15 protein-coding genes are annotated in these 13,300 nt (G+C 71.2%); 9 read left to right on the top strand and 6 right to left on the bottom strand.

Annotated features, from left to right (window positions below; all coding sequences use genetic code 11):
• Nucleotides 1-159: 159 nt before the first annotated feature.
• A complete protein-coding gene (locus B2K11_RS17145) occupies nt 160-951 on the top strand; it encodes an enoyl-CoA hydratase (protein WP_163620089.1) in 792 nt (263 codons plus the stop codon).
• A 280-nt stretch (nt 952-1,231) separates the two neighbouring features.
• On the opposite strand, the gene B2K11_RS17140 is transcribed toward B2K11_RS17145, so the two are convergent.
• Complete coding sequence (locus B2K11_RS17140) at nt 1,232-1,768, bottom strand: MarR family transcriptional regulator (RefSeq protein ID WP_163620087.1); 537 nt, start codon at nt 1,766-1,768, stop codon at nt 1,232-1,234.
• A 177-nt stretch (nt 1,769-1,945) separates the two neighbouring features.
• On the opposite strand from B2K11_RS17140, the gene B2K11_RS17135 reads away from it, so the two are divergent.
• Genes B2K11_RS17135 through B2K11_RS17125 form a run of 3 tightly spaced genes read left to right on the top strand, consistent with a single transcriptional unit; the run spans nt 1,946 to nt 5,492 of the window.
• Nucleotides 1,946-2,722 (top strand): electron transfer flavoprotein subunit beta/FixA family protein, encoded by a 777-nt coding sequence (locus B2K11_RS17135; RefSeq protein WP_163620085.1) that lies wholly within the window; start codon nt 1,946-1,948, stop codon nt 2,720-2,722.
• A gap of 13 nt (nt 2,723-2,735) precedes the next feature.
• A complete protein-coding gene (locus B2K11_RS17130) occupies nt 2,736-3,701 on the top strand; it encodes an electron transfer flavoprotein subunit alpha/FixB family protein (RefSeq protein WP_204260172.1) in 966 nt (321 codons plus the stop codon).
• Nucleotides 3,702-3,707: 6 nt separating this feature from the next.
• Nucleotides 3,708-5,492, top strand: coding sequence for a cytochrome b/b6 domain-containing protein (locus B2K11_RS17125; protein WP_163620081.1), 1,785 nt, complete (start codon nt 3,708-3,710; stop codon nt 5,490-5,492).
• A gap of 138 nt (nt 5,493-5,630) precedes the next feature.
• Here B2K11_RS17125 and B2K11_RS17120 read toward each other — a convergent pair whose 3' ends face one another.
• Nucleotides 5,631-6,320: a pentapeptide repeat-containing protein gene (locus tag B2K11_RS17120; RefSeq protein ID WP_163620079.1), complete on the bottom strand. Its 690-nt coding sequence runs from the start codon at nt 6,318-6,320 to the stop codon at nt 5,631-5,633.
• Between the two features lie 58 nt (nt 6,321-6,378).
• Between B2K11_RS17120 and B2K11_RS17115 the strand changes: the two genes are divergently transcribed.
• The 4 genes from B2K11_RS17115 to B2K11_RS17100 all read left to right on the top strand — a co-directional run bounded on the left by B2K11_RS17115 (nt 6,379) and on the right by B2K11_RS17100 (nt 10,238).
• Entirely contained in the window at nt 6,379-7,254 is an 876-nt protein-coding gene (locus tag B2K11_RS17115; RefSeq protein ID WP_163620077.1) for an LLM class flavin-dependent oxidoreductase, read from the top strand.
• Nucleotides 7,255-7,387: 133 nt separating this feature from the next.
• Nucleotides 7,388-8,653, top strand: a complete 1,266-nt coding sequence (locus B2K11_RS17110) for a histidine kinase (protein WP_163620075.1) — start codon at nt 7,388-7,390, stop codon at nt 8,651-8,653.
• Nucleotides 8,641-9,381 carry a response regulator transcription factor gene (locus B2K11_RS17105; RefSeq protein ID WP_163620073.1) on the top strand — a complete coding sequence of 247 codons (741 nt, stop codon included), beginning with the start codon at nt 8,641-8,643 and terminating at the stop codon, nt 9,379-9,381. Before B2K11_RS17110 ends, B2K11_RS17105 begins: the two co-directional genes overlap by 13 nt.
• On the top strand, nt 9,378-10,238 hold the full coding sequence (locus B2K11_RS17100; protein WP_163620071.1) for a hypothetical protein: 861 nt from the start codon (nt 9,378-9,380) through the stop codon (nt 10,236-10,238). The genes B2K11_RS17105 and B2K11_RS17100 overlap by 4 nt, the downstream gene beginning before the upstream one ends.
• A 6-nt stretch (nt 10,239-10,244) precedes the next feature.
• Here B2K11_RS17100 and cofE read toward each other — a convergent pair whose 3' ends face one another.
• Both cofE and B2K11_RS17090 read right to left on the bottom strand, forming a co-directional pair.
• Nucleotides 10,245-11,078 carry a coenzyme F420-0:L-glutamate ligase gene (gene cofE / locus B2K11_RS17095; protein WP_239526200.1) on the bottom strand — a complete coding sequence of 278 codons (834 nt, stop codon included), beginning with the start codon at nt 11,076-11,078 and terminating at the stop codon, nt 10,245-10,247.
• A gap of 185 nt (nt 11,079-11,263) precedes the next feature.
• Nucleotides 11,264-11,770, bottom strand: coding sequence for a GNAT family N-acetyltransferase (locus B2K11_RS17090; RefSeq protein WP_163620068.1), 507 nt, complete (start codon nt 11,768-11,770; stop codon nt 11,264-11,266).
• A 170-nt stretch (nt 11,771-11,940) separates the two neighbouring features.
• On the opposite strand from B2K11_RS17090, the gene B2K11_RS17085 reads away from it, so the two are divergent.
• A complete protein-coding gene (locus tag B2K11_RS17085; RefSeq protein WP_163620066.1) occupies nt 11,941-12,501 on the top strand; it encodes a thioesterase family protein in 561 nt (186 codons plus the stop codon).
• Between the two features lie 21 nt (nt 12,502-12,522).
• On the opposite strand, the gene B2K11_RS17080 is transcribed toward B2K11_RS17085, so the two are convergent.
• Nucleotides 12,523-12,834: a hypothetical protein gene (locus tag B2K11_RS17080; protein WP_163620064.1), complete on the bottom strand. Its 312-nt coding sequence runs from the start codon at nt 12,832-12,834 to the stop codon at nt 12,523-12,525.
• Between the two features lie 61 nt (nt 12,835-12,895).
• Nucleotides 12,896-13,210: an ATP-dependent DNA ligase gene (locus tag B2K11_RS17075; protein ID WP_163620062.1), complete on the bottom strand. Its 315-nt coding sequence runs from the start codon at nt 13,208-13,210 to the stop codon at nt 12,896-12,898.
• Nucleotides 13,211-13,300: the final 90 nt, after the last annotated feature.

Genomic DNA, 13,300 nt, shown 5'->3' with positions numbered 1-13,300 from the left:
TCGCGCTCGCGTGTCCCGATTTCTTGCGTTTGAGCGGCGTCTTGTAGGCGAATCTGGGACATGATGACCGGGAATCGGGACATGCAATCGAGAATCGGGGACGCGCGTCCCCATGACCCGGAATGGAGCCCCATGGCCGAACACGAGACGACTCCGCCGATGACCGAATACGAGACGATCGCGTATGAAACGATCCTCGTCGAGACGCGCGGGCGGGTCGGCTGGATCACGCTCAACCGGCCGGAGGCGCTCAACGCGCTGAACACGCAGGTGTGCCGGGATGTCGTGGCGGCGGCATCCGTCTTCGATGCTGACGAGCAGATCGGTGCAATCGTCGTCACCGGCTCGGAGCGCGCGTTCGCCGCAGGCGCCGACATCAAAGAGATGGAGTCGAAGTCGGGGCTCGACATGCTGATGGGCGACCACTTCGGCGGCTGGGCGCAGTTCGCCGCCGTGCGCACGCCCGTCATCGCCGCCGTCTCGGGCTATGCGCTCGGCGGCGGATGCGAGCTCGCGATGATGTGCGACATCATCCTCGCGGCTGACACGGCGAAGTTCGGGCAGCCCGAGATCAACCTCGGCGTCATCCCCGGCATGGGCGGCTCGCAACGGCTCGTCCGTGCGGTCGGCCCCTATAAGGCCGCCGAGCTGATCCTGACCGGACGGATGATGGATGCCGCCGAAGCCGAGCGCTCCGGACTCGTCTCGCGCGTCGTGCCCGCCGCCGATCTGCTCGCCGAGGCGCAGACGACCGCCGAGACCATCGCGTCGAAGAGCCTGCCGTCGCTGTACGCGGCCAAGGCCGTGCTCGATGCCGCGCTGGAGACGTCGCTCGCCGAGGGTCTCCGTCTCGAGCGCCATGTGTTCGCGAGCCTCTTCGACACCGCCGACCAGAAGGAGGGCATGGCCGCCTTCCGCGAGAAGCGCGCTCCCGGCTTTACCGGCCGCTGACGCGTTTCGTCTGTTCCCCGGTCGTTGAGCGAGCGAGGAGCGCGGTCGTTGAGCGAGCTTGCGAGACGAGACGCAGAGCGAACGCTCGCACCCGGCGTATCCGTTCGGTTCGGGGCGTTTCGTCTCGGTCGCTGGCGCTCCCTCGCTCAACGACCGGAACTCTGCTCGCGGTCGTTGAGCGAGCTTGCGAGACGAAACGCAGAGACGAAACGCCTGCACCTGGCGTATCCGTTCGGTTCGGGGCGTGTCGTCTCGCTTCGCTCGCTCAACGACCGAGAGGTCAGAGGGGGTCGGGCTGGGGCTTCGGCTCGGTGAAGTCGCCGGCGTCCTTGCGGAACCGCGCGATGATCCGCACGAGCTCGGTCGTGTCGGCGTCGGTGAGCCCGGGGTCTTCGAACACCTCGGCGTTGAGGGCGGCGGTCGCGCGCTCCACCAGCTCGCGGCCTGCGTCCGTGAGCACGAGCATCGCGGCGCGCCCGTCGCCCGGGTGCGGCTCCCGCGAGACGAGACCGTCGCGTGCCAGGCGGTCGACGGTGTTGGTCACGCTGGTCGGGTGCACCTGCAGGCGGGCGATGGCGCTGGCCATCGGCATCCGTCCCTCGCGTGTGAAGCCGAGCAGGCGCAGCAGCTCGTACCGGGCGAACGAGAGTCCGAAGGGCCGCAGCGCCGTGTCGATGCGCGCGAGCAGGAGCTGCTGCGCCCGGATGATCGACGTCACGGCGGTCATGCCGGCCGCGGCGGGTTCCCAGCCATGGGCGATCCACTGGCGCTTGGCTTCGGCGATCGGGTCGACCGGAAGACGTTTGGGTGCTGCCATGACGACCTCCTCCTTTCACCGTACCGGTACGCGGTGCACGAGTCGGATGTGGGTGCCGCGAACGGGCGTTTATGTATACACACAGCGGGTCAGCGGTCGGTCTTGTCGGTGCATTCCATGCGATTGGGTACATTGCGCGGCGCGCCCTAGACTCGTGCGCAGCGTGAGGAGATCGTCATGAAGATCGTCGTCCTGGTCAAGGAAGTCCCGGATACCTACGGGGATCGCAAGCTGTCGCTGGAGACCGGCCTGGCCGACCGCGGGGCGAGCGAGACGGTGCTCGATGAGATCGGTGAGCGTGCGCTCGAGGTCGCCTTGTCATATGCCGACAAGACGCCCGGCACCGAGGTCGTGGTGCTCTCGATGACTCCGGAGTCCGCGTCGGCGACGGTGCGCAAGGGGCTCGCGATGGGTGCCGCATCGGCCGTGCAGGTCGTCGACGATGCCCTTCTCGGCGCCGACCTGGGGCTGACCGCCGAGGTGCTCGCCACAGCGCTGCGGCGGACCGGCTTCGACCTGGTGATCGCCGGCAACCAGTCCACCGACGGCACGGGCGGGGTCCTCCCCGCGATGGTCGCCGAGATCCTCGATGTGCCGAGCGCGACCTACCTGAGCACCGTCGAGATCGGCGACGACGCCGTCTCGGGCACACGCGCGTCGGACGGCGCGACGCTGCAGGTGACGGCGCCGCTTCCTGCGGTGATCTCGATCACCGAGGCGCTGCCCGATGCCCGCTTCCCGAACTTCAAAGGCATCATGGCGGCGAAGAAGAAGCCGTTCGAGACGCTGTCGCTCGCCGAGCTCGAGATCGACCCGCACGACCCGACGGCGTCACGGTCGATCGTGATCGCGCTCAGCGAGAAGCCGCCGCGCGAGGCCGGCGTGAAGATCGTCGACGAGGGCGACGCGGGTCAGAAGCTCGCGGACTTCCTCATCCAGAACCGGCTTGCGTGAGGGTGCGTGCGTGATGACGTTTGCAGATGACTCGATCCTGGTGTTCCTCGACACGACGCCCTCGGGCGGGCTCGCCAAGTCGGCCGCCGAGCTGCTCGGCGCGGCCGCCTCGGTCGGCACGCCGGTCGCGGTGATCGTCGGCGACGCCGCGTTGGCGACGGATGCCGCAGCCCTCGGCGCCGCGTCGGTGCTGGTAGCCGCTCCCGGCGACGGGCTCGGCGCCGCCGCCGTCGACGCGCTCACCTCGGCTGCCGACGAGGTGCGGCCCGACGCCATCCTGGTCTCGCACTCGGTGGAAGGCCGTGAGGTCGCGGGCCGGTACGCCGCGCGCACCCGGTCCGGGCTCGCGGTGGATGCCGTCGGCGTCTCGCGCGACCCTGAAGGCGTCATCGCGCACCACTCCGTCTACGGCGGCGCGTACAACGTCGACGCGGCCGTCACCTGGGGTGCGCCGGTCATCACGATCCGTCAGGGATCGGTGGATGCCCGCGCCGACGCCGTCGCCGGTGTCGAGGCCGAGCCGCTCGAGGTGCGCCCCTCGGGACGCCGTGCCGCGACGGTGACGTCGGTCGACGAGACCGTGGTGTCGTCGACGCGCCCGGAGCTGCGCGGTGCGTCGAAGGTCGTGTCGGGTGGCCGCGGGCTCGGATCCGGTGAGAAGTTCGCGCTCGTGGAGCAGCTCGCCGACGTGCTCGGCGCCGCGATCGGCGCCTCGCGTGCCGCGGTCGACGCCGGCTACGTGCCCTACTCGTACCAGGTCGGGCAGACCGGGGTGTCGGTGGCGCCGCAGCTGTACGTCGCGCTGGGAATTTCGGGCGCGATCCAGCACAAGGCCGGCATGCAGACCGCGAAGACGATCGTCGCGATCAACAAGGACGCGGATGCCCCGATCTTCGAGATCGCCGACTTCGGCGTCGTCGGCGATCTGTTCACCGTGGTGCCGCAGCTGATCGCCGCGCTCGAGGCGAAGAAGGCGTAACCCGGGATGGCGACGTTCGGTTCCACGGTGCGGCGCGGCCTGCCGCGCGTGTCCGGCGGCGAGCCCTGGCCGCCCGCCGGCGCCGCACCGGTGCCGGACGGCAACGGGCACCGTTCGCCGGCGACGATTCCCGTCGCTGAGCCTGTCGAAGCGCCCGCGGTCGCCGAGTCCGTCGCCGCCGCGACCGCGGCCCCGGTTGCCACCGCAGCCCCGGTCGCTGAGCGAGCGAGCGACGAGCGAGACGAAGCGCAGCCCGCCGCAGTCGAGGCTGTCGACGCGCCGCCTGCTGTCGCAGCCGCGGGGGCCCGCCGCATCCGTCGTGGTCTGCCGCGCGTGCCCGGCGGCGAGCCGTGGCCGCCGGCCGGAACCGTCGTTCCGGCGGCAGCCGTGGCCGGCGCTGCGGCCCTGTCCCAGACGCCGTCCCCGCAGGAATCGTCGCCCGCCCGCGCGGAGGTCGAGACCGCCGCGCCCGCCGCGACCACCGCGGCTGCGTCCGGCTCCGTCGCCCCCGTCGCCCCCGCTGCAGCCGCGGCCGCAGCTGGCACCGCCGGCGCCAAGGCGCTCCGCCGAGGCCTGCCGCGCGCGCCGGGCGGTGAGCCCTGGCCGCCCGCCGGCTTCGCTCCCGCCCCGGCAGCGCCGGTGTCGGAACCGGCGGCATCGCCGGCAGCCGCGCTGGCGACGGATGCCACACCCTCGCCGGCTGCGCCCACCACGGTCGCCGCAGAGGTCGTTCCCACCGAGCCCCAGGCGCCGGCCGCTTCCGGCACGGTGACGGGGGTGCCGCTGTCGCAGCCGCTGCCGTTCCCGCGCACCGTGTGGGCGGGCGCGGCCGCACGCACCCGCCGCGAGCCGGCGTCCGAGCCGCAGCGGATCGGACCCTTCACGCGCGGCCAGTGGACGGGCGCCGTGATCGTCGGTGGCGCGGGCCTCCTCTACGCCGCCGCGATGGCGGTGTTCGCGGTGCGCTGGCTGCTCAGCACGCAGTGGGGTGCCGACTTCCTCGCGACGTACCCGGGGGAGTACCACCTGCCCGAAAGGGCCCCGGTCGGATTCCCGGCATGGCTCGGGTGGCAGCATTTCTTCAACGTCTTCCTGATGGTGCTCATCATCCGGTCGGGTCTGCGCGTGCGCACCGAGAAGCGGCCGACCGCGTTCTGGTCGCCGCGGAACAACAACCGGCGCAAGATCAGCCTGAACCTGTGGTTCCACCAGTCGCTCGACATCCTGTGGCTGGTCAACGGCGTGGTGTTCGTGGTGCTGCTGGTCGTGACCGGGCAGTGGATGCGAATCGTGCCGACGTCGTGGGAGGTGTTCCCGAACGCCGCCTCGGCGGGCCTGCAGTACGTGTCGCTCGACTGGCCCACCGAGAACGGCTGGGTCAACTACAACGCGCTGCAGCAGCTGGCCTACTTCGCCACCGTGTTCATCGCCGCGCCGCTGGCCGTGATCACCGGCGTGCGGATGTCGGGCGTGTGGCCCAAGAACGCCGCCGGGCTGAACAAGGCGTACCCGGTGGAGTGGGCGCGCGCCGTGCACTTCCCGGTGATGCTCTACTTCGTGGCGTTCATCGCGGTGCACGTCTTCCTCGTGTTCGCCACCGGCGCGCTGCGCAACCTCAACCACATGTACGCCGCGCAGGGGTCGGTCGACCCGGACGCCTACGCGGACAACTGGACGGGCTTCTGGTTCTTCGTCGCCTCGCTCGTGGTGATCGCGGCAGCCTGGATCGCCGCCCGCCCGCTGGTGCTCGCTCCGATCGCCCGCCTCTTCGGCAAGGTCTCCGGGCGCTGACGCTTCGCGGCGCTGGCAGGCAGCGTTTCGTCTCTGCGTTTCGACTCGCAAGCTCGCTCAACGAGCGCGTTCCTCGCTCGCTCAACGACCGGAAGAGGACTCTCGGGAGGACCGGGTTCCCGTCGAAGGCGACCGCGGTCAGCGGTCGACGCGGATGCCGGCGAGGTCGGCGAGCACCGGCGCCATGAGCTGAAGCTGCTCGAGCGAGATCGTGGCTCCGCGGAGGCCTTCCAGGCCGACGACCTGACCGATGTCGGCTCCACGCAGATCGACGTCGGTGAGCCGCGCGCCGCTCGCGTTCAGCGTGGCGATGCGGGTGGCCTCGAAGGCGACGCGGCGGGCCGAGGCATCCAGCAGGTCGATCTCGTCGATGGTGCAGTCGACGAACGCGACGTCGAGCAGCTCTGCGGCGCGGAGGTTGACATAACCGAGCTTGCAGCGGATGAGTCGGACGCCGCGCCACGACGCGTCGTACGCCTCGAAGGACCCGAACCTGCTGTCGCGCATCTCGACGTCGCGCCAGCCGCTGCGGGCGCCGGATACCGCAGGAATGTCGGCCCCGGTGATCACCGATTCGAGGATGTGCGCTCCGCGCAGCGTCCAGCTGCCGACGGCCAGGCCATCGAAGCGCGTGGCCTCGACGGTGTCGCCGACGCGGAGCTCCCACGCCTCGCGCACGACGTCGGCGTAGGCCACCCCCTCGAAGCCCGCGGAGCCGAACGACGCCGGGTCGCCGACGGCGAGGTCGGAGAGCACGCTCTCATCGAAGTCGAACAGGGGTGCCTGCGTCCCATTGCCTCTGCGCGACGCCTTGGTCCGTATTGCCACCCCTGCACCCTAGCCCGCCGTCACGACACGACCGTCGCCGCGTGCCATCCTGAGTCGCATGACACTGCGTCGCATCAGTCTGGTGATCCCTCCGGTGGGCCCGTGGCACGCGCAGGCGCGCTGGTACCGCTGGGCCGACGAGGTCGGCTACGACGTCGCGTACACCTACGACCATCTCACCCATGCGACGGCCCGCGGCGAGTGGCTCGGCGAGGCATTCACCACCCTGACGGCGGCGGCGGGGGTCACCGAGCGCATCCGGCTGGGCACCCTCGTCGCCTCCGCGGTCTTCCGCCGGCCGGTCGCGCTCGCGCGGGCGGCGATGACCGTCCAGGACGTCTCCGAAGGGCGCCTCGTGCTGGGGCTGGGCCTCGGAGCACCCCCGTGCGAGCTCGCCGACCGCGGCGAGAACTCGACCTTGGGTGAGATGTCCGCACGTTTCGCCGACGTCGTCGAGGGCTACCAGGCGGTCCTCGACGGCGCCACCCAGTGGCATGGCAAGAGCATGTCGTTCACCGGCCTCGAGACGACGGGCCGCCCGGAGGGCGTGGACGCGCCCGAGCTGCTGCTGGCCGCTCACGGTCCGCGCGCGCTGGCACTGGCCGCGCGTCACGCCGACACGTGGAACACCTACGGTGGACCGGGGTCGACGCAGCTCGACGCCGACGAGTACTGGCAGCTCATCGCGCAGCAGGCCGCCGGCTTCGCGGCGGAGTGCGATCGCGTCGGGCGCGACCCGTCGACCGTGCGGCGCTCGCTGCTGCTGGGCTTCGGCCGCGTGCGCCCGACCGCCGATGTTGACGCCTTCCTCTCGGCCGCGGAGCATGCGGCGAGTCTCGGTGTGGACGAGCTCGTCGTGTACGGCCCCGACTCGCCGGCCGACATGGGGTCGGACCCGCGAGTGCATGAGCGAGCGCTCGCCCAACTGCGCTGACGTCACGAGCACCCCACGGCTGCATGGGAGCTGCGCCGATCGCGTGCCCGGGGTCCGTCCGGGGGATAACCCGAAGACAAGACTCCGGCTGCCTCGGGCGCGCGGGGCGGTCCACGCGCCTACCGTAAGGGGCATGACCTCCTCGGACTCTTCTGCCGTCCACCCGGTGACGCGGCCCGCCCAGGTGGCGGGCGCCATCGCGCAGCTCGCCGCGCTCGGCGTGATCGGCGTCGCCGCGTTCTCGCTCGTCCTGTCGCTGCTGGGCGTCGGCATCGCCCTGGTGTTCGTCGTCGGCATCGGGTTGCTCGTGCTCATCGGGCTCGTCTACGTGCTGTTCGCGCTCGGGTGGCTCGAGACGCAGCGGGTCGACGGTCTCTACGGTTTCGGGCTTCCGGCGCTCCGGCCCCGCAAGAGCGGACGCCCCGGATTCGGCGGCGCCATGCGCACGATCTGGATGCAGGCGATCGACCCCCTCACCTGGCGGGCGATCGCGAATCTGGCGATCGCGACGATCCTCGGATGGGTCGTGGTGGCGCTCGCCGGACTACTCGTCTCGGGCGCCGTGCTCGCCTTCACGCCGCTCTTCGCCGAGGCGAGCGCGGTGCGACTGGCCCGCACCGGCATCGAGGTTCCGCTCTCCTGGGCGGTGCCGGTGGGTATCCTCGCCGCACTGGTCGCCGCCGCCGGCCTCGTCGGGCTCGGCGTGCTCCACGGCATCATGGCGCGAGCGATCATGGTTCCCTCCCGCGAGGCGCAGCTGGCCGCGGAGGCGCGCGTCTCCAGCCAGCAGCATGCCGGCGCCGTCCGGGCCGCTGACGTCGAGCGCACGCGCATCGAGCGCGACCTCCACGACGGTGTGCAGCCGAGGCTGGTGTCGGTCGGCATGACGCTGGGCCTTGCGCAGCAGAAGATCGACGCCGACCCCGAGGCTGCACGCGCGCTCATCGCCGAGGCCCACACCTCGACCAAGGCGGCCATCACCGAGCTGCGGCAGCTCGCCCGCGGCATCCACACGTCCGTCCTCGACGATCGTGGCCTCGACGCCGCCCTTTCGGCGCTCGTGGCACGCTCGGTCGTGCCGGTGCACACCGACGTGCGGCTCGACGGCCGCTGCAGCCGCGGGACCGAGGCGGCGGCGTACTTCGTGATCGCCGAAGCGCTCACCAACGCCGCGAAGCACTCCCGGGCCACCGAGGTGCGCGTCATCGCGCGGCTGCGCGAACCGGGCACCCTCTGGGCGCGCGTGGAAGACAACGGCGTGGGCGGTGCGCGGGTGATCGCCGGTGGCGGCCTCGACGGCATCGTCAACCGCGTTCTCGCGGCCGGCGGCGAGGCGCGCATCGACAGTCCCGTCGGCGGACCCACGAGCGTGGAGGTGAGCATCCCGTGCGCGTCCTGATCTGCGAAGACTCGGCCCTGCTGCGAGCAGGCCTGGTGCGCGTGCTCGAAGACGCCGGCCACGAGGTGGTCGCCGCCCTCCCCGACGCCTCGAACCTCGACGAGACGGTCGACCGGACCGCTCCCGAACTGTGCATCCTCGACGTGCGCCTGCCGCCGAGATGGACCGACGAGGGCATCCGTGCGGCGCTGTCGCTGCGGGCCCGGCTCCCCGAGCTCGCGGTGCTCGTGCTGTCGCAGTACGTCGAGGAGCGCTACGCCGCCGACCTCATCTCGTCCAGCGGCGGCGCGCTCGGCTACCTCCTGAAAGACCGGGTGGCCGACGTGACCGACTTCCTCGAGGCGATCGAGCGCATCGCCGCAGGCGCCACGGTGCTCGACCCGGAGGTGGTCGCGCAGCTGCTCAGTCGCCGCACGCGGGACGAACGGATGCTGCGCCTCACCGATCGCGAGGCGTCCGTGCTGGCCCTGATCGCGGAGGGCCGCTCCAACCAGGCCATCGCCAAGACGCTGCACGTCACCGAGGGCAGCGTCGAGAAGCACATCACCGCCGTCTTCCAGAAGCTGAACCTCGAACCCGACGAGTCGGGCAACCGCCGCGTGCTCGCGGCGATCGCCCACCTCGAGCACGGCGGCGCCACGCCGCCTGCCCCACCGACACCTCCTTCGCAGACACCTCCTTCGCAGACACCGGGCGGCCGCGGGCCGCAGACAGGAACGAACCGATGAGCACCACCATGACGCCTCCTCCTCCTGCCGCTCCGGAACGCCCCGCCGACGCGCCCCAGCCGTCCTCGGGCGGATCGCGGGTCGTCGCGATCGTCATCATCGTGCTGGGCGCGTTCGTGCTGCTGGGCACGATGACGTCGGCCGTCTTCGGCACGATCGCATCGGCATCCGTCCACACCTCGACGCGGTCCCTCGACGTCGCCGGTGTCAGCGAGCTGGCCGTCGACGCCGCTGCGGGAACGCTGCGCGTCGAGTTCGCCGACGTGCAGGAGGCCGAGCTCGAGGTCACCAGCTCGTGGGGCGCCGAGAATTGGCGGTTCGAGCGCGACGGCGACAGGCTCGAGGTGGCGTCACCCGATCGGTTCGGATGGCTCGGCTGGCGTGGATGGTTCGGCGACGGGGGCGCGGATGCCGTGCTGCTGCTGCCCGCCGCCCTCGAGGGCCTCGACGCGGACGTCTCGCTCGCGGCCGGCGAATTCGTGACCGATGGCGACTTCGGCGAGCTCGACCTCTCGCTGGCAGCAGGATCGTTCGACGTGTCGGGATCGGCGGAGTCGCTGAGTGCCGACGTGAGCGCCGGCCGCGGCACCCTCGAGCTCGACGGCGTGACCGAGGCCGTGCTGACGGTCAGCGCCGGTTCGCTGGACGCGGTGCTCACCGGCACCGGGCCCGACGTGATCGAGGCCGACGTGAGCGCCGGCACGCTGCGGATGACCGTGCCGGAAGGCGACTACGACGTCACGTCGGACGTGTCGGCCGGCGAGTTCGAGAACGAGATCGGCTCCACCCCGGGCGCGTCGAACACGATCCGCGTGCAGGTCTCGGCCGGCCAGGCAGTACTCAAGGCCGGGCGCTGATCCCGGTCAGGCGGCCGGCCCGGCGGATGCCGGGCGCAGGCCGCCTGATCTGGGCGAAGCCTCCGGGGGCATGAGCCCGGCCGCGCCCGCGGCGAACCCCTCGGCATAGGCCTCATCGGCGCCGAGGCGGAACATGTCGCGTTCGAGTGGGCGCACGATCGACCGCGCGCCGGGAAGGTCGAGGGCCCCGACGAGGTCGGCGCGGCCGCGGACCACGGCGACAGGCCGCCGCGTCGCCTTGCCCTTGACCAGATCGGCGGCCGCGGCCAGCTCGTCGGCGACGCACGGCATCGTGACGACGAGGGGGCGGCCCTCGGCATCCGTCCCCCCGCGAAGGTCCTCGAAGACCTGCACGCCGCCGGCGCCGATGGCGTGGTCGGTCTGGCCCTCGCGCCACGCCCGGCCCAGCGTGTCCGACACGATGACGCCGACCTCGACCCCGAGCCGTTGCCGCAGCCCGGCCGCGATCGAGCGGGCCGACGCGTCGGGGTCGACGGGCAGCAGCAGCACGGTGCCGTCCGGGGTGTTCGACGCATCGACGCCGGCCGCCGCCGACACCATGCCGAGACGGTTCTCGACGATGCGCGTCGTGAAGCCGTTCGGGGTGGTGCGGGATGCCACGACCCGCACGGTCTCGGCCGTGATCGCGTCTTCGCGGTCATCGGCCACGACGAAGCGGTCTTCGGCCTTCGACACGATCTTGGAGGTCACCACGAGGATGTCGCCGTCCGCGAGTTCGTCGCCCCCGGCACGCACGATGACGTCGACGAGGTCGGCGCCGGCCTCGATCTCGGGGATGCCCTCGAGAGGCCAGACGGTGAGCGCGGTGCGGAACGGCATGACTCCAGTCTTCCGGAAACTCGAGTGCCGATCGTCGAGCGAGCCCGCGGGACGCACGCTCGTCATGCGTCTGATGCGTTTCGTCTCGCTCGTTCCTCGCTCGCTCAACGACCGAGTGCGCCAAGGCGAGGGGGCATGCCCGGCGAACCGGACATGCCCCCTGCTGCGAAGCGGACAGCGGTGGATCAGCGCACGAAGCGCACCTCGGTGAGGGTCTCGCCGAGGAACGGCTCGGTGTGCGACGCTCCGTCGAGCGTGAAGCCGTTGCGGGTGTAGAAGCGGTGCGCCCGCGGGTTGTCGTCTGCGACCCACAGGTACAGGCCCTCGGCGGGCTCGACGACGGCGTCGAAGAGCTTCTGCCCGATGCCGGTGCCGTGGAAGGCGTCCAGCAGGTAGATGAAGTAGAGCTCGCGGAACCGCGGGGCGTCCTTGTCCCGGGCCGGGCCGGAGCCGGCGAACCCGACGATCTCGCCGTTGACGAGGGCGGCGAACATCTTGAACTCGGGGCCCTGGACGGCCCAGTGCGTCCACAGCTCGGCGAGGCGCTTGGGTGAGACCGCCTCGAGGGCGGCCTTGCTGATCAGGTGGTCGTACGTCTCGTGCCAGGCGGTCGCGTGAACGCGGCCGAGGGCCTCCGCGTCGACGTCGCGCACCGGACGGACGACGATGTCGGTCTGGGTTTCGGCTTCCATGGCCAGACTCTACGCGCGTCGGCGCGAGACCTGAAATCCGGCGAACGGCGGGTGAACACCGAGTGGCGAGACGTGTTGCCGTCCGGTCCCGCAGGCATCGGCACCGCGCAGATGTCGGGATTCGACAATCGAATCGGCGGACCCGCCGAGGATCGCTACCATCGCACCTCGTGAACGTGATGTGGCGGACCCTGATCGTGATGCTGACCGCGCGCCGGCGCCTGCGTCGTCGCGGACGGCTCGAACCGACAGGGATCAGCCGCATCCGGCTGACCACACTCCTCACCGACATCGACCTGCTGCGCCATATGAACAACGGTCGCTACCTGTCGCTGTTCGACCTCGGCCGCTGGGATCTCCTGGTCCGCACCGGGCTGTGGGACGTCATGAAGACGCGCGGGTGGTACGCCGTCGTGTCGAGCGAGACCGTCACCTTCCGCAAGTCGCTGAATCTGTGGCAGCGATTCGACGTCGAGTCCCGCATGATCGGCCACGACGACAAGGCGGTCTACCTCGAGCATCGCGCGGTGGTCGACGGCGAGGTCTACGCCCGGGCCATCATCCGGGCGCGCATGATGAAGCGCTCGGGCGGCACGCTGTCGCACGAGGAGCTGTTCGCCGCGATCGGGCGTCCCGAGGGCGTGCCCGAGGTCGACGAGTGGGTGCACGAGTGGGCTGCGGCATCCGCTCTTCCGCCCACCCGTGCGGAGGCGCCCAGCATCTGGGGATGATTCCCGGCCGTGCTGTGCGCGTCAGCGCAGCAGGGCGCCGGCGACCAGCGCGATGGCGGCGATGATGCCGACGTTGATGGTGGTCAGGACGAGGGTCCAGAAACGGTCCGGCTGCACCGTCCTGAGGGGGCGGTGATCGACGGCGTCGAGTGCCGCGTCGAGGGATCGGTACGTGCCGACGGTGCGGCTGCCGCGCGTGGCGACGTATGCTTCGCCGTCGCGTCTGACCTCGCCGACGACGCGTCCGTGGCGGTCGGCCGTCCACTCTCCGCGGCGAGGTTGCGTCCATCGGAGCGCCCAGGCGGTGTCGAGGTCTTCGGCGTGCTGTGTCATACGACGACGCTATGCAGGCGTCATTCTCGCCGGCGCCTCTTGACGGAACCCGTGCCAGGGGCTATGCGGCACCCTCGGGGTGCTCAGGCTCGGGGACCATCGTCAATCCGCCGGGGGAGTTGGCGGCCTTGGTGAGCGCCTCGACCCAGGCCGGGTTCAGGCGCGGCTGGCGCCCGCCGAAGTACTCGAACGTCAGCGTGACGCTCGGGCTGAGCCAGATCGACGTACGGCCGAGCCCGCTGCGCATCGGATCCGTCCACGTGAACGGGAACGCCTCGCCACGCCGCAGCTTGGCCCAGATGACTGCCTGCAGGTGCGCGAGGATCCGGTCGTCGAACGAGACGGTGACCCGTGAATCGTAGGTGAGCGTGCCCATCGCATCCAGAGTAGTCCGCGCGCGGCAGGTCGGCCACGCCGACCTGCTCCTTGGTTTCGATTCGGCCGCCGGGGGGCGGTGACGCGCAGT

This window comes from Microbacterium sp. B35-30 (assembly GCF_010634855.1).
In the GTDB taxonomy this organism is placed as follows: domain Bacteria; phylum Actinomycetota; class Actinomycetes; order Actinomycetales; family Microbacteriaceae; genus Microbacterium.
Note: the sequence above shows the minus strand (reverse complement) of the source record. Positions and strands in the feature narration are given on the sequence as shown.